Here is a 20,774-nt window from a genome sequence, read left to right as displayed (position 1 = left end):
GGAGGAGCGCATGGATTATAGAAAAAAAGACATTCGCAATGCATTGCTTTTCATATCACCATGGATTATCGGCTTTTTAGTATTTACACTTTATCCGATTTTAAGTTCGCTTTATTATTCATTTTGTGAATATAAGGTAATAAAAGCGCCGGTATTTATTGGTCTGAGAAATTATATTAATTTATTCGGAGATAAGAGTTACCTTGCGGCACTTGGCAATACGGTATATATGCTGATATTCGGTGTACCGGTTACCACAGTTACTGCAGTGGCGGTGTCAATTCTTTTAAATAACAAACATCTGCATCACGCAGGGATTTTCAAAGTGGTATTCTTTATACCGACCCTTGTCCCGACCATTGTGGCTTGTTTTTTGTGGATATGGATGTTTCAGTCGGGTGGTATTGTCAATACGGTACTTGGGTATTTCGGCATATCCGGGCCGGCATGGCTGTCGAGCATCACATACGCAAAACCTGCATTTATATTCTATATGATATGGACCATAGGCAACGCCGTCATCATATATCTAGCGGGGTTGCAGGATATCGATCCGAATCTTTATGAAGCTGCCGAGATTGACGGAGCGGGTTTTATCAGACAGACGATGTCTATCACCATACCGCTTCTGCGCTCGACGATCCTGTACAATATGGTAACACTGATCATCGGTGTATTTCAATGGTTCGCCGAACCGCTCATCATCACGGAGGGCGGGCCAGGCAATGCGACATTGTTTTACTCGCTGTATTTGTATCAGAACGCTTTCCGCTTCTTTAAGATGGGATACGCCTGCGCAATGGGTTGGGTGCTGCTAGTAATATCCCTTGCGATTATTCTTGTACTATTCAAAGTGTTCAAATTCGGCGAGGCAGAAAACTGAAAGGGTGGTGTGATATGGCAACAGGACTTATAACAGGAGCAGATACAGGACTTGGTTTTGAACTTACAAAGATGGGGCTATTAAAAGGCAATCGAATGATTGCCATCGTGCTGAATGCATCGGGCGAACAGATAACCGGTCTTCAGTCCGAATACCCCGATAAACTGACTGTCATAGCTGCGGATATAACGGAAGAAGAAGCTATTAAGAATGCGGCAGCCGGGATCTCGGACATGTTTGAAGGTATCGATTTTATCGTCAACAACGCAGGTGTACTGTTCGGCTCAAAATACGACAAGATTGACGAGATTGTTGATCTTGATGTTGCAAAATTCAGAAAAACCTTAGATGTCAATGTAACGGGTATGGCTATTGTTCTTAAGTATTTTATGTCTTACTTATACCATTCTTCCTATCCGGTCATTATAAATATCACCTCCGAAGCCGGTTATCTTGGATCAGGCGGTTATAACTATCTTTCTTATTCGGTTTCAAAATACGCGGCAAACATGTACACACAGAAAATCCGAAATTATCTGCATGATGTGCGGCCTGAACTCGGTGTAAGAATATTTATGATGCATCCGGGCAGAATGCAGACGGTCATGGGCGCCGAAAATGCTCAGATATCCCCGTCGGAGTCCGCAGAAGGTATCTATAAGGTGATTGAGGGAGAGATAGACCCGAAGCTGGACATACCGTTTATCAACTATAAGGGCGAGACTATGCCGCACTGACACATGCCGATCAGATGGAAAGCAGTCTGCGGCGTCCTGATTTTTGGAACCGGCGAACTTTACAAAAAGGAAGCATTTTATGAGAACTTACAAAATAGGCATAATCGGGTGCGGTACGATCAGCAATACCTACATTCCCGATATTCAGAATTATTATCATTATCTGGACATCTATGCGGTCGCAGACACAGACCTTTTGCGGGCCAGAGAGACCGGGGAGAAATTCGGCATAAGAAAAGCATACAGACCGGAAGAATTATTAGCCGACGGCGAAGTAGAGATCGTAGTCAATTTAACACCGCCTAAGTTTCATCAGCCGGTAAATCTGTCTATACTCTCGGCAGGGAAACATCTATTTACAGAAAAACCGTTTGCCCTGAGCCTTTCTGAAGCCGATGAACTGATAAATCTTGCAAAGGATAAGGGACTTATGATAGGCAGCGCTCCGGATACGTTCTTGTCCTCGGGACTGCAAAGTATGAATAAGTACATTCGTGACGGTATCATCGGAAAACCGCTTTATGTAACAGCCAATATGATGTCGCATGGAGTGGAGATGTGGCATCCTTATCCATCACCATTCTACGAAGAAGGCGGCGGTCCGCTTCATGATATGGCAGGTTATTACCTCTCCGCCATAGTTTCAATGCTAGGTCCGGTTGATTCCATATCGGGCGCCTGCGGCAAAGGATTTGACAGACGCCCGATATTCAGTAAATCTCAACTTGGAAAATATGTGGATGTCAAAGTTCCGACACACTACAGTGCAGTATTGAAGCTTAAATCAGGCGTAATTGTAAGCATGAATATGAGTTTTGATATCTGGCACTCCGGTCTTCCGAAATTTGAAATCTATGGGACTGATGGTACCATAAGCTACCCGGACCCTAACTACGGCGGGGGAGTGCCTTCAGTTTATCGCAAAGAGCAGGTACTTGATACGGCTTTTCAAGAGAATGAAGAATACAGGCAGCGGGAATTAAAGACCTACGAACTGCCTGAGCTTTACCATAGGGTTAATCACTACTCTCGCGGACTTGGCGTACTTGATCTGGCATATGCACTTGAGTATGGCCGGCCTAACAGAGCAAGTGCGGAATTGGCGAGACATGTCACCGAAGTGATAGAAGGAATTATGACAGCCTCAAAAGAACAGCGAATCTATAAAATGATTACCAGCTGTACGATTCCAAGACCGCTAGAACCGGGACTTTCTGTCGGAGATCTGCAGTAAAATACAGGCGTCATAATCATTAATACGCCAAACAACAATAATTTAAATTAAAGGAGAAAATCATGAGTGGAGTAGTAGGAACAAACTTAGTCGCACAAGTAGGTTTTATCGTTAAAGATGTTGAAGTAACAAAGGTAAAATGGGCACAGTTTTTAGGAGTAGAAGTACCTCCGACCGTGCCTGTCGGTGAGTATTCCATAACCAGAACAACCTATAAAGGTGAGCCAGCGCCCGATGCAAGCTGCCTCATGGCATTCTTTGATGTCGGCCCCGGTCTTCAGCTGGAACTGATTCAGCCTGGCGAGGCACCCTCCACATGGAGAAATTACTTGAATGAAAAAGGCGAAGGCATCCATCACGTAGCTTTCCAGGTGAACGATTCCAAAGAAGCAATTGCCCAGTGCAAGGCTTTCGGGTTAAGCTTAGAACAGCACGGCATATATGGAGACGGATCGGGCGAATATAACTATATGAACGGTGAGAATGACTTAAAGTGCATCATAGAATTGCTGGAAAGCTACAAAAAGTAATCTGCAAATTGTCCGGTTTAAAAATATTCAGGAGGTTAGATTATGCGAATAGGCTTATCAGCAGCATTAGAACACTCTTCGCCGGCAGAATGGGCGGAGAGAAACGTTTTAGCCGGTTGTAAGTGTGTAAACTTTCCAATCAATTACAGGCAGGGGGAAGACCTGATACAAAGCTATGTAAAAGCTGCCAAAGAACACGATTTACTGATTGCGGAAGTTGGGGTTTGGAGAAACCCGATATCGCCATTTGACGATGTAAGAAAGGACGCCATGGATTATGCCATAGGGCAGCTTAAACTGGCGGATTCAATTGGTGCTAACTGTGCTGTCAATGTAGTCGGTTCAGCAGGTGAACGCTGGGACGGTGCTTATAGAGAAAACTTTACAAAAGAAACCTGGAAAAAAGCAGTAAAAAGCATCCAGACAATCATCGATGCGGCAAATCCACAAAACACTTACTATACCATAGAGCCTATGCCATGGATGTATCCGACAGGACCTGATGAATATCTGCATCTGATTGAAGACGTCGGAAGAGATCGCTTTGCCGTACATATGGACATCTTTAACTGGATCACCACACCTTACAGGTATTTCTTCAATGAGGAGTTTATGGAAGAAGCCTTTGATAAACTTGGCAAATACATGAAGAGCTGCCATATAAAAGATGTCCTGCTTGAGCAGGATTTCACGATGATGTACAGGGAAACCGAATGCGGCGGCGGCATAATGAATCTGGAAAAATATGCAAAACTTGCGGATAAATACAACTCGGATATGCCGATGATTATCGAGCATCTGCATTCGGAAAAAGAGTATCTGGAAAGTATTGAGTATGTTAAAAGAAGGTTAAAGCTATAAGTGAATGGTCGTAGATCTTGGATAAAGTTCTTGCAAAATTTTAATCCATAATGTATAATTACACCATTCTTTAAATATTCGCCATATGAAATCTCCGGAATGCGCCCAGCGCAGACCGTGGACGGATGGCACTCTGGAGACATCTGCTACCACGCAGGGGCCGAAGGGGCAAGCGCTTAGGCGCGAAACTCTCAGGCAAAAGGACAGAGGCGATTTTTTCACTTTCTTTTTGGAATATCGCATGATCTCTGTTTTTTTGTGAGTGGGAGTATATCCCACTCTTTTTTTATTAAAAAATATGAAGGAAGGGAAGTAGAAAACAATGCAAACAGTTATTGAACTTTTCAACAAGCTGGACTCAGCAATTTGGGGGTTACCCATGATTGTACTTCTGTTTGGCACTCACCTATTTTTGACCGTACGCACAGGCTTTATCCAGCGCAAAACCTTTACAGCCATTAAACTTTCCGTAACAAAAGACCCTGATTCACCAGGTGAGGTCAGCCAGTTTCAAGCGCTGACTACTGCCCTTGCCTCTACCATCGGCACCGGCAATATTGTGGGGGTTGGTACAGCAGTGTTCTTAGGCGGTCCGGGCGCAGTTCTCTGGTGCTGGCTGACCGGTGTATTCGGCATTGCTACCAAATATTCTGAGTCCCTGATTGCAGTTAAATATCGTGTGCAGACGAAGGATGGACGAATGCAAGGAGGGGCCATGTATGCGCTGGAGCGCGCACTGGGCTTAAAGTGGCTGGGCGTACTCTTTGCACTGTTCGCCCTGTTTGCTTCCTTTGGCATTGGAAGCGGAACTCAGATCAACGCCATTGCTGAGATTATTGAAAACAATGTACCTCTTCCGATTCCACGCATTGCGATCGGCCTTGTATTCGGCACGATTACTGCTGTAGTTATTATCGGCGGTATCAAGTCTATCGCAACGGTGTGCGAAAAGCTTGTACCATTTATGGCTGCATTCTATGTGGCAGGCTGTCTGATCATCCTTAGTATCAATGCTGATTTTATCATTCCTGCGCTGAAGGCGATTATAACTCTTGCCTTTCAACCCGGTGCGGTCGCAGGCGGCCTGGTTGGCCGAGGCATTATGCTTGCCATGCAGTACGGTATTGCCCGCGGCTTGTTTTCCAATGAGTCCGGTATGGGTTCTGCACCGTTAGTCGCTTCGGCTGCACAGACACGCAATCCGGTGCGCCAAGCGCTGGTTTCCTCAACCGGAACCTTCTGGGACACGGTTGTCGTCTGTCTTATGACCGGTTTGGTTCTGGTTTCGACCATAATGAAAAACCCGGACATTAACATGGATATGATTCAAAACGGCGGCCAGATGACCACCGCTGCTTTCAGTCAGATTCCAGTCCTTGGGCCGGTGATCCTGGTAGTTGGCATTATCACCTTTGCTTACTCCACCATTCTTGGCTGGTCTTATTACGGAGAGCGCTGCTGCGAGTACTTATTCGGCGCCAAGGGGATGCTGCCCTATAAAATCATCTTCGTGTCAATCGTAGTTGTCGGCCCCGTGCTGTCCCTGGATCTGGTGTGGACTATTTCAGACATCCTAAACGCGCTGATGGCGATTCCCAATCTTGTGGCTGTGCTGCTTCTATCGGGTGTAGTAGCAAAGGATACCAAATATTACTTAAACCACTTAGACGAAAGAGACGAAACTCCGATTCCTGTCGTAGATAAATAATAACTTAAAAACCTCCTGCCTTTCTTGGGCTGCGAAAGAAACATTCCTCCGGTAAATGGATTGTCTCGCAGTCCCGCATAAAGCAGGAGGTTTTTTATTTTTCCATCAAAGCGATCAGCCTTTGACTCCGCCCCCGGTAATACCGGCAATGATCTTCTCCGATAAAAAGATATAAAGGATAAAGGTAGGAAGAAATACGATGATAACAGATGCAAACATCCCTGACCAGTCTCCTGTATATTTCATGGAATTAATCATGGAATAAAGTCCTACTGCAACCGGCCGCACCCTGTCGGAGTTGGCGAAAATCAGGGAAATAAAATACTCATTCCATATATTAATAAAATTGAATATAGTTACCGTTATAATCCCGGACTGAGCCATGGGGAACATGATCAGCCAGAAAGCTCTCATGGGAGGACAGCCGTCAATGGCAGCCGCTTCTTCGTATGCCCTGGAGATATTGGCAAAAAATGTGAGCAGAAAAATCGTTGTATAAGGAACATTGATCCCCACATAAAGAAATATGAGCACTGCCTTATTTGCAATGTAGTTGTTTAACACATTCATACCGGCGATCAGGCTGAATAAGGGAAGAACGATCATGACCACAGGCACTCCCATGGCAGAAACGAGACTGGTCTGGATCATTTTATTCCCTGCAAAGCAAAATCGGGACAATACGTACGCAGCAGGCGCACAAATCAAAACGAGAAGCGTACATGATATAACGGAATACATCAGGGAATTAAAGAAAATAGCGGACACATTGGAATTGGTCCAGGCCTTTGCATAGTTTTCAAAATGAATTCCCTGGGATAAGACATGGCCTGAAAAGATGGCCTTTGTCGTAGAAAAGCTGGCAGCTACCACCCAGCCTAACAATACAATGGTAAATAATATCCAAACACTAAGGAGCAGATATCCCGGAAAAAGCCTAAGCTCTCTTTTCCAGTTGAATGGCTCCATAAATCCTCTCTTTTTAGCCATAGATTCCCCTCCTTAGAATTCCAGATCATCCTCTTTTATCAGTTTGTTGCATAGCAGGAATACAGCAACCACACAGATGCTTAAGAGGACACCAATTGCCGCACCAAGGCCTGCATTCCGCTCGGTCATGCTGTTGCCGGCACCAAAAATCATCATGTACATATAAACCATGGGAGTAATGGTCTGGGTATCCGCCGTAACCGTTGAGAACAGCTGGGACCAGACGAAAAATCCCACCGATGTAACGCTCCACATGGTAATATTTGTTTTGAATACCCCTTTTAACAAGGGAAGGGTAATATAACGGAACTGGTTTACCTTATTTGCTCCATCCAGAGTGGCTGCCTCATAGTAGTCCTCTCCGATCCGCTCGATTCCGCTTGCAAAGATCAGCATGTGATATCCTACCATTCCAAAACAGTAGGCAACCAGAAGGGCCATGAATTTGTGATCATTATCAAGCCACTGGACTTTGGATAAGTATTTAAGCCCCATGGCGGAAAATACATTTTTAAGGAGACCGAATTTAGGGCTGTATACATACTGAAGCCACATGGTCGCAAGGGCGACCGCACTGACTACGTTGGGAAGATAGATCATTGCCTTAAAAAAACTTTTAAAACGTATCCCGCTGGTGAGGATCACCGCAAACAATAGAGCGAGAGACATAACAACCAGTCCGCCGATCAACCAGATGCGGAACAGATTCCACATGGAAATGCGGAATAAGCTGGTGGACGCAAGCTTGCTGTAATTGGCAAATCCGGTAAACTGCCACTTAGTCATAGAATCCGTGATTCCTTCAATTTTAAAGAAGCTCATTAAAATTGTCCTGAGTATGGGATAAAGGAATACAAGGACAAACATTAAAACTGCCGGTGTTAGAAATACGGCAATCATTGTCTTATTCTTCTTCACGTTAAATACCTCCCCCGGCTTTCCTTAATCACAGGGTGACACCGCCAGGGCGGTGCCACCATAAAAATCTATTGATCCGGATTATTTACCTGCTGCTTTAAGAGCATCTACGAACCCTGTCGCTGTAATAGAACCACCGCAAAGCTTCATAAAGTTCTCCTTAATAATTGGTGTTAAATCTGCATTTGCTTCCGCTCCGGCTGCCCAAGGATAACGCACGCTTAAGCTCTCCATAACCGGCTTCACGCTGGCAAGCTGTGCCGGCCATTCTGCATTCCTGGAATCTGCCGGAATACCCATTGACATCTCGGACATCTTCTTGTCAAATTCTCCCTGAGTGATGTATTCAATCAGTTTAAATGCATTTTCTCCGTTTTTAGTATTCTTGTTGATTGCCAGAACCTGAGCGCCGTAGTTAGAGGCATTGGTGCCATCCTTTCCGCCTTCCAATGCCGGATAGCTGAAGCAACCCCATTTAAAGTCTTCTCCTGCCATATCCTTTACTTCATTAGGAAGCCAGGAGCCGTTTAAATACATAGCTGCCGTTCCCATAGCAAGTTCCTGGTTCTGTCCAGCAGGCCATACATTAGAGGCAATGGTTTCTGAAAAATACCCTTTTTGTGCAAAGTCCTCATAGGCCTGTGCGGTTTTAAGAACTGCCGGGTCATCCCACTTGCCTTCCTTTACAACAGCCTCTGTTCCCTGTTCGCCTAATAGTCTGGACATATGATAGCCAAACATGGATGTTATGTAAGCGTCATCACAGGTAATAGGAGTATAGCCCGCATCCTTGATCTTCTGGCATGCTGCATCAAGCTCTTCCCAGGTCTTTGGTACTTCCTTTATTCCTGCCTCATCGAAAATAGTCTGATTATAGAAAAATGCGAATACGTTGGGCTGGTAAGGAATGGATTTTAATGTTCCCTCTCCCACTTCCCTGCAAGCCTTTATTAAGCCTGCATTGGCATTGGCTTCATAACCAGAAGTCTTTACCAGATCTTCCAGATCCATCAGATACTGTCCCCATGTGGTATTTACACGGTCAATATCCTCGTCAAATAAGTCAATGTTGGTTCCTGCATCCAAAGCCGGCTGCAGTCCTTCACGGATTCCCGTACGTCCCTTAAACTGAACATCAACCTTCACTCCTGTATCTGCAGTAAACTTGTCAATTGCCATCTGAATTGCCTGACCCTGAGGCTCTGTTGCCTCCCACATGGACCAGTAAATAAGTCCTTCCCCGCCGCCTGCAGCCGTTTCCTTCGGTGCATCAGTGGCCGCTCCGCCAGCCGTCGTTTCTGCTGTAGTAGCTGTGGAAGCCCCTCCTGCACAGCCTGCCAGAAGACCGGCAGCCATGACCGCACTTAGCATAATACCCATAAAACGTCTTTTCATAATTTTACCTCCCTCTGTTATCCGACTTTACCGTCAGATGTTCTTGGTGAGTCTATATTATTATACTTTTAGGCAAAATGCTTTGTACAAAAGGTCATCATTTTTAACAATTTAGGTTTTTATCATTTGCTTTTTTCATAATTAGAAGTTAAAATACAGGTAAATTATATACCATTTGCACAATGCCGTATTTGAAAAGGCAAGCAACTAGTCTATAAAACAGGGGGGATTGTATGAAATATAAGTACACAGAATTAACAGAAGAGGTAACAATACACCGGATAATCAGCATCCATTATTTTGAATATATGAGCGACTTCACATTTGCGGGAGAATCTCATAACTTTTGGGAACTGCTATGCGTTGATAAGGGAGAAGTGGATGTGGTGGCTGACCATGAACGGCTGACGCTTCAAAAAGGAGAAGTCATCTTCCATCAGCCCAATGAATTCCACCGGGTTCTGGCCAATGGAGTCATTGCTCCCAACCTTGTGGTCATCGGATTTGACTGTCAATCACCTCGTATGGACTTTTTTAAGGAGCAGATCTTAAAGGTGGGGCAAGAAGAGCAGGAGCTTTTGGCACGGATCATAGCAGAAGCACGCCTGTGCTTTGTGGGAAGGCTTGACAACCCTTACCAGGAAGTGCTGGTACGAAAGGACCATGGGCCCTTTGCAGCAGAGCAGATGATAAAGATTTATCTGGAACAGTTCCTGATACAAATGTACCGCCATTCCTTTTCCGCCCGGCAAGCTCCCACTCCACTTAAGGACACCCCATCCGCAGAGGACATCTATGAAACTATCCTTTGTTATTTCGAAAAGAACATCTGTGTCCAGCTGACCATTGACCAGATCAGCCGTGATAATTTAATCAGCACTTCCCAGTTAAAAAAGCTTTTTTCTGAAAAGGGGAACACCGGTGTCATTGAATATTTTAACTGTATGAAAATTGATGCAGCCAAGCAGCTCATCAGGAACCGGCAGCTTAATTTTACCCAGATCGCCAATCAGCTGGGATATACCTCGGTTCACTATTTCTCCAGGCAATTCAAGCATCTCACCGGAATGACCCCTTCGGAGTACGCCACCTCCATAAAAAAACTGTCCGAAAAAAATATAGTGCGCGATACAAGCCTATAAACTCTTGCCCTTCGTGTCATAGTTTTTTCCTATAGGTACCTATAATTATTTTCTATTACGTTATAACCTCATTCCTGTGTTATTATTTGAAGTAAAATAAATGGAAGGGCTTTTGCTACATGAACCGGGACAGCGAAGACTTAAATGAACCCAGTCTTGAAAACATGGTTCAAGAAGCAAGGCAGTTGAGAAATGAAACTATCTAATATACTAAAAAATCAGGCAACATTATCTTTTGAGGTTTTTCCACCCAAAAGAGACGGCTCTATTCAAACAATTTATAATACCCTTAACGCTTTGCAGGAATTAAATCCCGACTTTATCAGCGTAACCTATGGAGCAGGCGGCAATGGTAACGGCCATGCAACCTGTGAAATTGCATCCACGATTAAGAATCAATATAAGATTGAAAGTCTGGCTCATTTAACTTGTGCTGGCCTATCCAAAGAAGATTTGCTTTCTCAGTTGGATATTTTTAAGCAAAACGGAATCGAAAATATCCTTGCGCTCCGTGGAGATATTTTAGATCCCAAACAGTCCAAAGGCGACTTTACCTATGCCAGTGATATGATTGCATTTATTAAGGAGCACGGAGATTTTGACATAACAGCGGCTTGCTATCCTGAAGGACATAATGAATCAAAAAATCTCATTGAAGACATCCGTAATTTAAAGAAAAAAGTGGATTCAGGAGCGGATCAGTTAATTACACAGCTTTTCTTTCATAATGACTATCTTTACCGATTTCAGGAGCGCTGTTCCCTTGCGGGAATCCATGTTCCCATTGAGGCAGGCATTATGCCGGTAATTAATAAAAAGCAGATCGAACGCATGGTATCACTCTGCCACGTAGAACTGCCCTCAAAATTTATTACGATGATGAACCGGTACGAAAATAATCCGGATGCAATGCGTGATGCAGGCATTGCTTATGCAATTGATCAAATTGTTGATCTTGTTGTGCATGGAGTCAATGGCATTCACCTGTATACAATGAACAATCCATACATAGCTAAAAAGATACATGAAGCGGTTTATCGGCTGATTAAAGAGTAATAAAGCAAAGACTTCAACGAAACCTGATGAAGTCTTTGCTTTTTCTTTACACCACAAATTTTATGTATGTCCTGTCATCGAGGGAGGTCTTTCCGTTTGTAAAGCCAGATCCGGCTTTATAATTTTCGATGCACAACGGATTATTTTTCTTAAGTTCCGTTAAATACAGCTCACTTTCATATAATGATGGTTCCAGTTTGGGGTATCCTTCATCTTTACCTCAAAAGAGCATCTGCTCCCGGCTGGCCATCAGTCAAACCAGCCGGTGCATCATGCAGGGCGCAAGCCCTAAAGACTTTACTTGTATCCGTTCGGATTCCCTGACTGCCATCTCCAGGAGTCTTCGCACATCTCGTCAATTCCGCGTTCTGCTTCCCAGCCAAGCTCTTTTTTAGCCAGAGCTGCATCTGCATAGCATTCTGCAATATCACCTGGGCGGCGAGGCTTGATGGAATATGGGATGGTTTTTCCGCATGCCTTTGAAAATGCTTCGATCATCTGAAGCACGCTGAAGCCCTGCCCGGTTCCCAGATTATAAATACGTACCAACGGTTCTGAAGAAGCCATCTTTTCAAGGGCTTTTACATGTCCAAGGGCCAGATCTACCACGTGGATATAATCTCTGACTCCGGTTCCGTCAGGAGTGTCATAATCATTTCCAAATACACCTACTTCCTTTAGTTTGCCTACTGCAACCTGGGTAATGTAAGGTGTTAAGTTATTGGGGATTCCCGCAGGATCTTCTCCGATTAAACCGCTCTTATGGGCTCCAACAGGATTGAAATAACGAAGAATAATCACATTCCATTCCGGATCAGCGGTATGAAGGTCTGTTAGGATCTGCTCCAGCATGCCCTTCGTCTGCCCGTAAGGATTGGTGATTTCTCCTTTGGGACATTCTTCTGTGATCGGCACAAAAGCCGGATCTCCGTATACGGTTGCTGAGGAGCTGAATATGATGTTCTTTACCTTATGCTCCCTCATAACATCACACAGAATCAGAGTTCCGGTGATGTTGTTGTGGTAATATTCCAATGGTTTGGCAACGGACTCTCCCACAGCCTTTAACCCGGCAAAGTGGATGACAGCATCGATGGATTCATGTTCAAATATTTCATCTAATGCCTTCCGGTCCAGAAGGTCTGCTTCGTAGAAGGTTACCTTTTTCCCGGTAATGGTTTCTACCCGATCCAGGGATACCCTGGAGGAATTGCAAAGATTATCCACTACAATAACTTCATGGCCTTGTTCCAATAGTTCAATGCAAGTATGGCTGCCGATATATCCGGCGCCTCCGGTTACCAATATTCTCATATTCTCTCCTCTTTCTTATTCATATTTTGTTTACTAATGACTTAAGCGGATTATTTTTCACTCTCGCGGACAATCTCAGCCATTTCTTCCCATTTCTTCTCCATGTCAGCTACAAGAGCGAACTGGGTTCTGGCACGGTCTAAATTGTGATTTTCTCTGCTTGTATGGAAATAAGTATCTCCCTGAAGGAAATCTGTTAAGAAGCGGACGCCACACTCAAAGGTCATCAGCTTTGCTCCCATAGGAAGCATCATCTTTTCTTCTGTCGTCAGACTTCCCTTGCACCCCTCTAAATATCCCCTGGTATAGGTCTCAAACAGAGGCAGGGACAAGGACACCTTGCTCACATCAGGCTCATCCTCTTCTGCCGTATTGGCTCCAAAACGGATGGAATCCCCAAAATCAAAGATGGACAGGCCTGGCATAATTGTATCCAGATCAATTACGCACAGGGCTTCTCCGGTTACATCATCGATCATGATGTTATTAAGCTTGGTATCATTGTGGGTAACACAGAGAGGGAGCCTTCCTTCCTTTAACATATCCATGGCAATGGCTGCCTCTTTCTCCCGGTCAAGGGCAAATTTTATTTCAGCCTCTACCAGATGGGCACGGCCGCAGGAATCGGCTTTCACAGCCGCCTTAAAGGTTTCCATACGAACCGGAGTGTTGTGGAAATTGGGGATGGTCTCCGCCAGTTCATCTGCCGGATATTCTGCCAGCAGGCGTTTAAACCGGCCGAACGCTTTGCCGCTCCGGTAGAAATCCTCCGGTTGCCTTACCTTATCATAGGTGGTGGCCCCATCAATAAATAGATAGCCTCTCCAATAATTCCCGTCACTGTCCTGGCAGTAATCCTTGCCATCCTTTGCTTTTACAATATTAAGCGTCTCCCTGGCCGGATCTCCGCCCTGGGCCTGGATCCGTTCCCGTAAAAAGGAAGTAACGCCTGCAATGTTTCTCATAAGAGAAACCGGATCCTTAAAAACCTCATGGTTGATTCTCTGGATGATGTAGTGTTTTTCTCCTTCTCCTGTCTTGCAGATCAGGCGAAAGGTATCATTAATATGACCGCTTCCATAGCGGTTCCATGAAATCGGCTCTCCCTCAAAGGCCAGAAGTCCGATGGCCTCTTTGATTTTTCCGCATTGTGCTTCTCCCATTACTTTACCTCCCATAGCTTATCCGGATACAGGCCGGCTTCTTTCAGTTCTTTGATGGCATTTACCACCGTCTCTTTGTCTTCTTTGTAAGTGACTCCGTACCAGCGGTCCACGCTCTTTAATACTGAAACCTCTGCCTTATCTTCCTTTAACAGCTCATCAACCACAAAAGGAAGGAAATATTCACATTTCACAGGATTTACAGGAAGCTCTCTGTCTAAAAATGCAGCAAACCGTTCCTCAAGCTCCTTTAATATGCTGCTTGTGAATCCCCACATATTCATGGATACGATGGTATCATCTCCAAGTTCTGTCCAGGTTTTCCCGTCATCCTCTGTAAATTCTGCCTGGTCGCCATGCTTTTCAATTCTGGTCCGCTCATGAATGTCAACGAGCTTTCCTGCTTCATCGGTACTGCATACGCCTCTTGCCACATGGCCGTTTTCCGTTAAGGTGTTGTAAAGCTGGTAGCCGACCATGGTGTACTGGTACTTCTCCCCGTCAGTAACCTTAGTAAGCTGGTTATAAATGGAAACAAAGGCGCTTCTGCCATAATAATCATCTGCATTAATAACCGCAAAAGGTCCGTCTACCGCGTCTTTGCAGCATAAAATTGCATGTCCTGTTCCCCAGGGTTTTACTCTTCCCTCCGGAATCTCATATCCTTCCGGAAGCTTATCAAGCTCCTGATATACGTACTCCACCTGCACATGAGCCGCCATGCGGTTCCCGATATTTTCTTTAAATTCTTTTTCAATGCCCTTTTTAATGATAAAGACAACTTTTTCAAATCCTGCATATACCGCATCATAGATAGAAAAATCAATGATCTTGTTTCCATAGGCATCTACAGGATCAATCTGCTTTAAGCCCCCGTAGCGGCTTCCCATACCTGCTGCCATAATTACCAGAACCGGTTTCTTGTTCATCGATGTTACCTCCTAAATTCTATTAACCTCAGTATAATGAATGCGAGCCAAAAGATATTTGCACTATTTATTATTTAATTTGCATTATTGTTCTCTTCTCACCATTTTATCACGGAATGTGGTATACTGTCCATAACTACATTTATACCTGTCCGGAAGGAGGTTTCCATGGCATACAAAAGTACCCAGCTGCGTTCTACAGCGATTGTTAAAAAAATTGTAACCATTCATTATTTCGAATACATGAGCGATTTTTCCTTTCCAGGAGAAAGCCATGACTTCTGGGAATTTGTTTGCGTTGATAAGGGTGTCATCGATGTTATGGCCGGTGAAAAGCGGATCCCTTTAAAACGCGGAAACATCATCTTCCACAAGCCAGGAGAGTTCCACAATATCCTTACCAACGGAACCATTGCCCCCAATCTGGTGGTGGTAAGCTTTGAGTGCAGCTCTCCCTTCATGAAAGCCTTTGAGGGAGAAGTCCTTTCCGTACAGGAGACAGAGATGGCGCTGCTGGCGCAAATCATCATTGAGGCGCGGAATGCATTTTCAGGAAGGCTTGACGACCCATACCAGGAGGAGCTGATACGAAGACAGCCTGCCCTGTCCTTTGGGGCGGAGCAGTTGATCGGGAATTATTTGGAAGAGCTGATCATCCACCTTTACCGCAGATACTTTTCGAATCCAAAGCAGATTTCCACCGGACGCGTAACAGCAAGTCCCATGCACGGGGATGCCCACAACCGCATTATCCGCTATATGGAGGAACACATCGGGGAGCACTTAACCATTGAAACCATCTGCCGGGATAATTTAACCGGGCGGTCACAGTTACAGAAAATATTTCATAAGGCATATGGCTGCGGGGTCATCGATTTCTTTACAAGCATGAAAATCGACGCAGCCAAGCAGCTGATCCGCAGCAACCAATTGAACTTTACCGAAATTGCGGACCGTTTAGGATACACCTCTGTCCACTATTTTTCCAGACAGTTCAAACAGCTGACCGGGATGACTCCGTCGGAATATGCCACCTCCATACGGTCTCTCTCGGAAAAAGGCATGGAGAATCAATAGATCTGCTTTCAGACGATAGGAAAAGGCGGGAATTATCCCCGCCTAGCCTACTTTTAATTTAAATTTCTTTACTTCATGCTCAGAATCTACCTTTTCGATCATGGCGCCAAGTCCCTGAAGCTTTTCTTCAAAGCATTCATAGCCTCTCTGGATATATCCAATCTCATCCACAACCGTATATCCATCCGCAGCTAGTCCGGCAATCACCAGCGCCGCACCTGCACGGAGATCAGGAGCGTTGACAAACGCCCCGGTAAAGCCATCTACACCGTCTATAACGGCTACATTTCCTTCTACTTTTACATTTGCTCCCATGCGGGAAAGTTCATCCACATAGCGGAAACGGTTTTCAAAAATACTCTCTGTGACCACACTGGTGCCTTTTGCAAGGGCCAGGGTCACTGTCATCTGAGGTTGCATATCAGTTGGAAATCCCGGATAGGGAAGTGTCTTGATGTCGGTATGTTTCTGATAGGATTTCCCTACTACACGGACAGCATCATCGAACTCCACGACCTCGCATCCCATCTCCAAAAGCTTTGCAGAAATGGCCTCTAAGTGCTTTGGTATGACATTTTTTACCATAACATCTCCACGGGTAATAGCAGCAGCACACATAAAAGTACCTGCTTCAATCTGATCCGGAATGATGGAATATTCAGTCCCATGGAGTTTTCTCACCCCGCGGATACGGATGGTGTCCGTACCGGCTCCCTTAATATTGGCGCCCATACTGTTTAAAAAGTTTGCCACGTCAACCACATGAGGCTCTTTTGCCACGTTTTCCAGTATCGTTTGTCCCTCTGCAAGGGTTGCCGCCATCATAACGTTGATGGTAGCTCCAACGCTAACCACATCCAGATAGATATGGCTCGCCACTAAATCTATGGCATGGGCGATTACTGCCCCACGTTCAATCCTCACATCGGCTCCAAGAGCGCGAAAACCCTTTAGGTGCTGGTCAATGGGCCTGCTTCCGATGTTGCAGCCTCCCGGAAGTGGGACCTGTGCGCTTTTATATTTACCAAGCATAGCTCCTATAAAATAATAAGAAGCCCTGATCTTACGGATATAATCATCATCTACCGAAACTTCCCGGATGGTCTTTCCATTGATGCGTACCGTATGCCTGTCAATCCGCTCTACCTTAGCACCGATCTCTTCTATAGCCTCCAGCAACACATTTATATCTCTGACATCAGGTAGGTTATCGATCAGAACATCCTCGTCTGTCATGATCGCTGCTGCCAGAATTCCTAAAGCGGCATTTTTTGCTCCGCCAATGGTCACTTCACCGACCAGGGGATTTCCGCCCTTCATTATATACTGCTCCATTTCACACCTCTGATTATCTTGTTATCTATTACAAATTTCTTAAATTTCATCCATTAGCCTTTAATGATTATAACATATCTTATGAATTTGTAAAGAGAACGCATTTTCTATTCCGTAAATACTCCGCAGACAAAGTCATTTCCCTGGCCGGCAAAGTATGCAGAGGCATCATTTAAGCCCATTTTCTGACTCTCTCCAGATACCGGATTATAGACCGTCACATTATAGGAATCATAGCCGGAAAGGAGTACATAGCCTCCCTGAAGAGTATAGGCTGCCACCGGACAACCATGGCCGATGAAATATAATACCTGACTTAAGGTGCAGCCCCTGGCATCCAGCATAAAAACTCCATCCCCATAGAAGCTGTTGTCAGTAAACCCTTCTAAATTCCGCACAAAGGCTGCCCCTGTTTTCATGGGATCCTTCATATTGCGGACCGGCGGACGATTCACTCTGCTCCATATAATTTCCTGATTCTTATCGGTCACAACTCCCATTTTATCATAAGCAAGGGCAAGGGCATCCGTAAAGCTGTGGCTGCCTCCGAGATAATGGCCTCCCCCATAGGCATAAAACCGGTTTTCCTGGTTTCTGACATTCCCCTTTAACTCCACTACTTCTGTGGTTTCATAGGCCACCTTTTTGGGGACTGCAATCTTTACATCCCGGCTTGCCGCATCTTTATCCAGCTGGACAAAGTACAGCTTTCTCCTGTCCTCTGAGGCATACCAGCCAATGCCTTCCATCTCTCCGTCTGCAAGCTCCTGGTTGCAGACAATGGTATCCTGCTTAAAAGCCGCATAAGACTGATCTCCGGATTTTGACACCTGGGTCAGATGGATCCGGCTGTCATCCACGGACACGTCTGCGATATAAACATTCTCATGCTCATATTCCTTTACGATTTTTCCGCTTTGATCCATAATCTCGATCCGATACATGGGAGCATCCTTTGTTCTTCCGTTTTGCACCCAAACGTCGCCCTTCCGGGCAATTCCGTAAATGAAATCATCCCCCACAAATCCAAGGGGCCTGTAAATATTATCTTCACCGCCTGTTATTTCTCTCTTCACCCCGGTATCTAAATCCATGAGATGAACCACTCCGGCTCCATAAAGGTCACTGCCCTCCTGCCATGCAAAACGGCTGGACCCGCTGCTGACCGCATATCCACCCTCAACGAGTGAATCAGCCAGAACCATATATTCATTGCTGTTTAAATCAATACCGTAAACCGCCCGGTCCGCCATCAGATAAAGCATCCCATTGGCTCCAACATGAGCCAGCTGGTCAATGTCTTCCTTAAGCATCCCAAAGGACAGGGTCACCGGAGTGAAAAAGCGCTCCGTGGTGGCATTGTCCTGACTGCTGTACTGATACATTGCGATCCCTAAGCTTCCCTCATGAATCCCCCGGTTCATATACCCATATACCAGGAAGTCCACATCACCATTATCTTTGGTCGACAATATCTTAATATCATGCTGATTATAACCGCTGCGAAGTCCATCGTCTTCGCCGCTTCGGAAGGAGAACACCTTAACCGCATGCTCACGGCTCTGGTCAAAAGTCCATAGATCCCGGTTTACCACAAATGCCAGGCAATCCCCTGACGGGCTTTTTGCCGTCCTTATCTCATCCGGGTTGGAAATACCCAGCATAATCCGTTTTCCGGAGAACAATCCCTTCTGGCCGGAAAACACCTGATTGGTATTCCGTTCAAAATCCATAAGGTAGATACGCCTGCTGTCCCATTTCATAGTAAAACTGTCTTCCACCTCATACAATTCCTGAATATCATCTTCTCCGGTCCTGGTCACTTCATAGTCCAGCTGTACGCTGCACATGATTCCATCTAAGTCCTTAAGCGTTACCCTTATGTCTCCTACCGGTTTCACCGATAGCCCTCCCCATGTCAGCTGGGAAAAGCTGGAGCGGATGGTCACATGGCCAAGGGAGCTGTTATCCTCGCCTTCGCTGGTTTCCAGATAAGTGGTAAGCTGCCTGGCCTGATCATAATCAAAGGTCCTGGTCGTAAAATCAACTGCAAAATCGATCATATCCTTTGCATTGGTACTGTCCGTCCACATGATGCGAGTATAATAAAGGAGCTTCCCATTCCCGGAGGTATCCAGTGTCAGGATGAGAAGGTATTCCTTATCCTTTGTCAAAAGGTTCTGGATCGGAAGCGTGGCCGTGACACCTCCCTCTCCCTCATTCCATGTATCTACCTTTGTCCGTTCCACCAGACGTCCCAGATCCATACTGCGGACTTCATACTCAATCCCCTGGATGCTGCCTTTATAATCTGATACCTGTATGTTCATCGATCTGTCTGCAGGAAGAACGGTAAGGGCCTCCCTGGAGACCACCTGCTTCATATCCTGGGTGTACCCATGGAGAATGTTCATCTTTCTTCCGTACATATCGGAATATACCACAGGCAAAGCCGCCTCTTCCATGGAGGTATATACCATAACATCGCTTTTTTCCGTATCTTTCTGATTCCACATAAAATAAACTGCGATTGCCGCTATAAAAACCGCAGATAAGATTCCTATTTTTTTAACCATTCGATTCATCCTGAATTTCCTTTACTTGTCTGTCAACCTTGTCTTCTTTATTGTATACAATAATATCCAAAACTACAATGAAAACTTTCTTAAACATTCGTTAAACGTTGCCCAATTCTGCCAGTGCTGCAAACCACATAAAAAGCAGCTGTCCTCCCAAGGACAACTGCCTTTCTTCTCCCTATGTGCAAAGCCCGCTGCGGCATCTCCTGCGGTGCATCTCATTTAGCAGCAGCACGTTAACGACGCCATCCAGCCAGCCGTCATCGAGACTCTGAGCCCACGGTCCTCTCGGTCCCCATGGCCCCCACGGTCCCCACGGTCCTCTCGGCCCACATGGTCCCCATGGTCCGCATGGTCCCCACGGCCCTCTTGGTCCCCACGGTCCTCTTGGCCCCCATGGTCCTCTTGGTCCTCTTGGCCCTCTTGGTCCCCATGGCGGTTGATCCCATGATGAACCACGGTCCTGGGACAGTAGATTCGAATTATCCGCCTCGTCTGCTCCCCACTCCATCTGTTCCGCTCTTTCTTGCTCTGCAGCCGACTGTTGTGTATCTTCTTGTTCTGCTGCCATTTCATCATTTAGGATACCATCCCTGCGTATTTGGTCACAGATAGAATCGCAGACCTGGTTGATCATCATACGGTCCGGATATTCGTCATACATGGGACTGTTCTTGTAATCCAGATGATCACACGCTGAAATTACATATTCCTGTAAACGTTTCATATGTCCTGGGTACATTCCTTGTAGATATTCCAAATCCTGCACAATGGAATCTTTTCTTTCAAAGGAACGCTCTGCAGCACTCCTATCGCCATAAAGCATATATGGCTCCAGTTCCTGAAATCTGCTTCCATAAGTATAATCCGGGTTAATCGGCACGGCTGTTATCACTCCCTGCTTTCTGCTTATACAACACTAT

General features: G+C 45.4%; 18 protein-coding genes and 1 riboswitch. Of the genes, 9 read left to right on the top strand and 9 right to left on the bottom strand.

Annotation, left to right across the window (positions count from 1 at the left end):
• Positions 1–10: 10 nt before the first annotated feature.
• From ACHZES_RS16565 to ACHZES_RS16540, 6 genes are all read left to right on the top strand, one after another.
• Positions 11–883: a carbohydrate ABC transporter permease gene (locus ACHZES_RS16565; protein WP_038284059.1), complete on the top strand. Its 873-nt coding sequence runs from the start codon at positions 11–13 to the stop codon at positions 881–883.
• Positions 884–897: 14 nt separating this feature from the next.
• On the top strand, positions 898–1,620 hold the full coding sequence (locus ACHZES_RS16560) for an SDR family NAD(P)-dependent oxidoreductase (protein ID WP_395547084.1): 723 nt from the start codon (positions 898–900) through the stop codon (positions 1,618–1,620).
• Positions 1,621–1,699: 79 nt separating this feature from the next.
• Positions 1,700–2,854 carry a Gfo/Idh/MocA family protein gene (locus ACHZES_RS16555; protein ID WP_395547085.1) on the top strand — a complete coding sequence of 385 codons (1,155 nt, stop codon included), beginning with the start codon at positions 1,700–1,702 and terminating at the stop codon, positions 2,852–2,854.
• 62 nt (positions 2,855–2,916) lie between these two features.
• Positions 2,917–3,384 carry a VOC family protein gene (locus ACHZES_RS16550; RefSeq protein ID WP_154526364.1) on the top strand — a complete coding sequence of 156 codons (468 nt, stop codon included), beginning with the start codon at positions 2,917–2,919 and terminating at the stop codon, positions 3,382–3,384.
• Positions 3,385–3,426: 42 nt separating this feature from the next.
• Positions 3,427–4,245, top strand: coding sequence for a sugar phosphate isomerase/epimerase family protein (locus ACHZES_RS16545; protein WP_395547086.1), 819 nt, complete (start codon positions 3,427–3,429; stop codon positions 4,243–4,245).
• A gap of 123 nt (positions 4,246–4,368) precedes the next feature.
• Positions 4,369–4,462, top strand: a riboswitch (glycine riboswitch).
• A gap of 105 nt (positions 4,463–4,567) precedes the next feature.
• Complete coding sequence (locus ACHZES_RS16540) at positions 4,568–5,953, top strand: sodium:alanine symporter family protein (RefSeq protein WP_154526360.1); 1,386 nt, start codon at positions 4,568–4,570, stop codon at positions 5,951–5,953.
• Positions 5,954–6,067: 114 nt separating this feature from the next.
• On the opposite strand, the gene ACHZES_RS16535 is transcribed toward ACHZES_RS16540, so the two are convergent.
• The 3 genes from ACHZES_RS16535 to ACHZES_RS16525 all read right to left on the bottom strand — a co-directional run bounded on the left by ACHZES_RS16535 (position 6,068) and on the right by ACHZES_RS16525 (position 9,256).
• Positions 6,068–6,943 carry a carbohydrate ABC transporter permease gene (locus ACHZES_RS16535; RefSeq protein WP_395547087.1) on the bottom strand — a complete coding sequence of 292 codons (876 nt, stop codon included), beginning with the start codon at positions 6,941–6,943 and terminating at the stop codon, positions 6,068–6,070.
• 12 nt (positions 6,944–6,955) lie between these two features.
• Complete coding sequence (locus ACHZES_RS16530) at positions 6,956–7,861, bottom strand: carbohydrate ABC transporter permease (protein WP_038284051.1); 906 nt, start codon at positions 7,859–7,861, stop codon at positions 6,956–6,958.
• 81 nt (positions 7,862–7,942) lie between these two features.
• The gene (locus ACHZES_RS16525; protein WP_154526356.1) at positions 7,943–9,256 is read right to left on the bottom strand and encodes an ABC transporter substrate-binding protein; all 1,314 of its coding nucleotides are present in this window, start codon (positions 9,254–9,256) and stop codon (positions 7,943–7,945) included.
• A gap of 233 nt (positions 9,257–9,489) precedes the next feature.
• Here ACHZES_RS16525 and ACHZES_RS16520 point away from each other — a divergent pair, with 233 nt between their 5' ends.
• Both ACHZES_RS16520 and metF read left to right on the top strand, forming a co-directional pair.
• Positions 9,490–10,398: a helix-turn-helix domain-containing protein gene (locus ACHZES_RS16520; protein WP_395547088.1), complete on the top strand. Its 909-nt coding sequence runs from the start codon at positions 9,490–9,492 to the stop codon at positions 10,396–10,398.
• Between the two features lie 192 nt (positions 10,399–10,590).
• Positions 10,591–11,454 carry a methylenetetrahydrofolate reductase [NAD(P)H] gene (gene metF, locus ACHZES_RS16515; RefSeq protein WP_154526354.1) on the top strand — a complete coding sequence of 288 codons (864 nt, stop codon included), beginning with the start codon at positions 10,591–10,593 and terminating at the stop codon, positions 11,452–11,454.
• Positions 11,455–11,751: 297 nt separating this feature from the next.
• Here the strand turns inward: metF and galE are convergent, their stop codons facing one another.
• Genes galE through ACHZES_RS16500 form a run of 3 tightly spaced genes read right to left on the bottom strand, consistent with a single transcriptional unit; the run spans position 11,752 to position 14,860 of the window.
• Positions 11,752–12,768: a UDP-glucose 4-epimerase GalE gene (gene galE, locus ACHZES_RS16510; protein WP_038284045.1), complete on the bottom strand. Its 1,017-nt coding sequence runs from the start codon at positions 12,766–12,768 to the stop codon at positions 11,752–11,754.
• A gap of 50 nt (positions 12,769–12,818) precedes the next feature.
• Positions 12,819–13,931, bottom strand: coding sequence for a phosphotransferase enzyme family protein (locus ACHZES_RS16505; RefSeq protein ID WP_154526348.1), 1,113 nt, complete (start codon positions 13,929–13,931; stop codon positions 12,819–12,821).
• Entirely contained in the window at positions 13,931–14,860 is a 930-nt protein-coding gene (locus ACHZES_RS16500; RefSeq protein ID WP_038284043.1) for a sugar phosphate nucleotidyltransferase, read from the bottom strand. Before ACHZES_RS16500 ends, ACHZES_RS16505 begins: the two co-directional genes overlap by 1 nt.
• 168 nt (positions 14,861–15,028) lie before the next feature.
• Between ACHZES_RS16500 and ACHZES_RS16495 the strand changes: the two genes are divergently transcribed.
• Positions 15,029–15,937 (top strand): helix-turn-helix domain-containing protein, encoded by a 909-nt coding sequence (locus ACHZES_RS16495; protein ID WP_395547089.1) that lies wholly within the window; start codon positions 15,029–15,031, stop codon positions 15,935–15,937.
• 42 nt (positions 15,938–15,979) lie between these two features.
• On the opposite strand, the gene ACHZES_RS16490 is transcribed toward ACHZES_RS16495, so the two are convergent.
• The 3 genes from ACHZES_RS16490 to ACHZES_RS16480 form a co-directional block, all read right to left on the bottom strand.
• Positions 15,980–17,272 (bottom strand): UDP-N-acetylglucosamine 1-carboxyvinyltransferase, encoded by a 1,293-nt coding sequence (locus ACHZES_RS16490; RefSeq protein ID WP_038284041.1) that lies wholly within the window; start codon positions 17,270–17,272, stop codon positions 15,980–15,982.
• Positions 17,273–17,379: 107 nt separating this feature from the next.
• Positions 17,380–19,848 carry a hypothetical protein gene (locus tag ACHZES_RS16485; protein WP_242843181.1) on the bottom strand — a complete coding sequence of 823 codons (2,469 nt, stop codon included), beginning with the start codon at positions 19,846–19,848 and terminating at the stop codon, positions 17,380–17,382.
• A 181-nt stretch (positions 19,849–20,029) separates the two neighbouring features.
• On the bottom strand, positions 20,030–20,746 hold the full coding sequence (locus ACHZES_RS16480) for a hypothetical protein (RefSeq protein ID WP_154526344.1): 717 nt from the start codon (positions 20,744–20,746) through the stop codon (positions 20,030–20,032).
• Positions 20,747–20,774: the final 28 nt, after the last annotated feature.

Origin of the sequence: Lacrimispora sanguinis (assembly GCF_044987295.1) — a bacterium.
Taxonomy (GTDB): domain Bacteria; phylum Bacillota; class Clostridia; order Lachnospirales; family Lachnospiraceae; genus Lacrimispora; species Lacrimispora celerecrescens_B.
Note: the sequence above shows the minus strand (reverse complement) of the source record. Positions and strands in the feature narration are given on the sequence as shown.

Excerpts from the sequence above, each read along its gene's own strand:
- ACHZES_RS16565 (WP_038284059.1), top strand. The coding sequence starts at position 11 with ATGGATTATAGAAAAAAAGACATTCGCAATGCATTGCTTTTCATATCA.
- ACHZES_RS16560 (WP_395547084.1), top strand. The coding sequence starts at position 898 with ATGGCAACAGGACTTATAACAGGAGCAGATACAGGACTTGGTTTTGAA.
- ACHZES_RS16555 (WP_395547085.1), top strand. The coding sequence starts at position 1,700 with ATGAGAACTTACAAAATAGGCATAATCGGGTGCGGTACGATCAGCAAT.
- ACHZES_RS16550 (WP_154526364.1), top strand. The coding sequence starts at position 2,917 with ATGAGTGGAGTAGTAGGAACAAACTTAGTCGCACAAGTAGGTTTTATC.
- ACHZES_RS16545 (WP_395547086.1), top strand. The coding sequence starts at position 3,427 with ATGCGAATAGGCTTATCAGCAGCATTAGAACACTCTTCGCCGGCAGAA.
- ACHZES_RS16540 (WP_154526360.1), top strand. The coding sequence starts at position 4,568 with ATGCAAACAGTTATTGAACTTTTCAACAAGCTGGACTCAGCAATTTGG.
- ACHZES_RS16535 (WP_395547087.1), bottom strand. The coding sequence starts at position 6,943 with ATGGCTAAAAAGAGAGGATTTATGGAGCCATTCAACTGGAAAAGAGAG.
- ACHZES_RS16525 (WP_154526356.1), bottom strand. The coding sequence starts at position 9,256 with ATGAAAAGACGTTTTATGGGTATTATGCTAAGTGCGGTCATGGCTGCC.
- ACHZES_RS16520 (WP_395547088.1), top strand. The coding sequence starts at position 9,490 with ATGAAATATAAGTACACAGAATTAACAGAAGAGGTAACAATACACCGG.
- metF (WP_154526354.1), top strand. The coding sequence starts at position 10,591 with ATGAAACTATCTAATATACTAAAAAATCAGGCAACATTATCTTTTGAG.
- galE (WP_038284045.1), bottom strand. The coding sequence starts at position 12,768 with ATGAGAATATTGGTAACCGGAGGCGCCGGATATATCGGCAGCCATACT.
- ACHZES_RS16505 (WP_154526348.1), bottom strand. The coding sequence starts at position 13,931 with ATGGGAGAAGCACAATGCGGAAAAATCAAAGAGGCCATCGGACTTCTG.
- ACHZES_RS16500 (WP_038284043.1), bottom strand. The coding sequence starts at position 14,860 with ATGAACAAGAAACCGGTTCTGGTAATTATGGCAGCAGGTATGGGAAGC.
- ACHZES_RS16495 (WP_395547089.1), top strand. The coding sequence starts at position 15,029 with ATGGCATACAAAAGTACCCAGCTGCGTTCTACAGCGATTGTTAAAAAA.
- ACHZES_RS16490 (WP_038284041.1), bottom strand. The coding sequence starts at position 17,272 with ATGGAGCAGTATATAATGAAGGGCGGAAATCCCCTGGTCGGTGAAGTG.
- ACHZES_RS16485 (WP_242843181.1), bottom strand. The coding sequence starts at position 19,848 with ATGGTTAAAAAAATAGGAATCTTATCTGCGGTTTTTATAGCGGCAATC.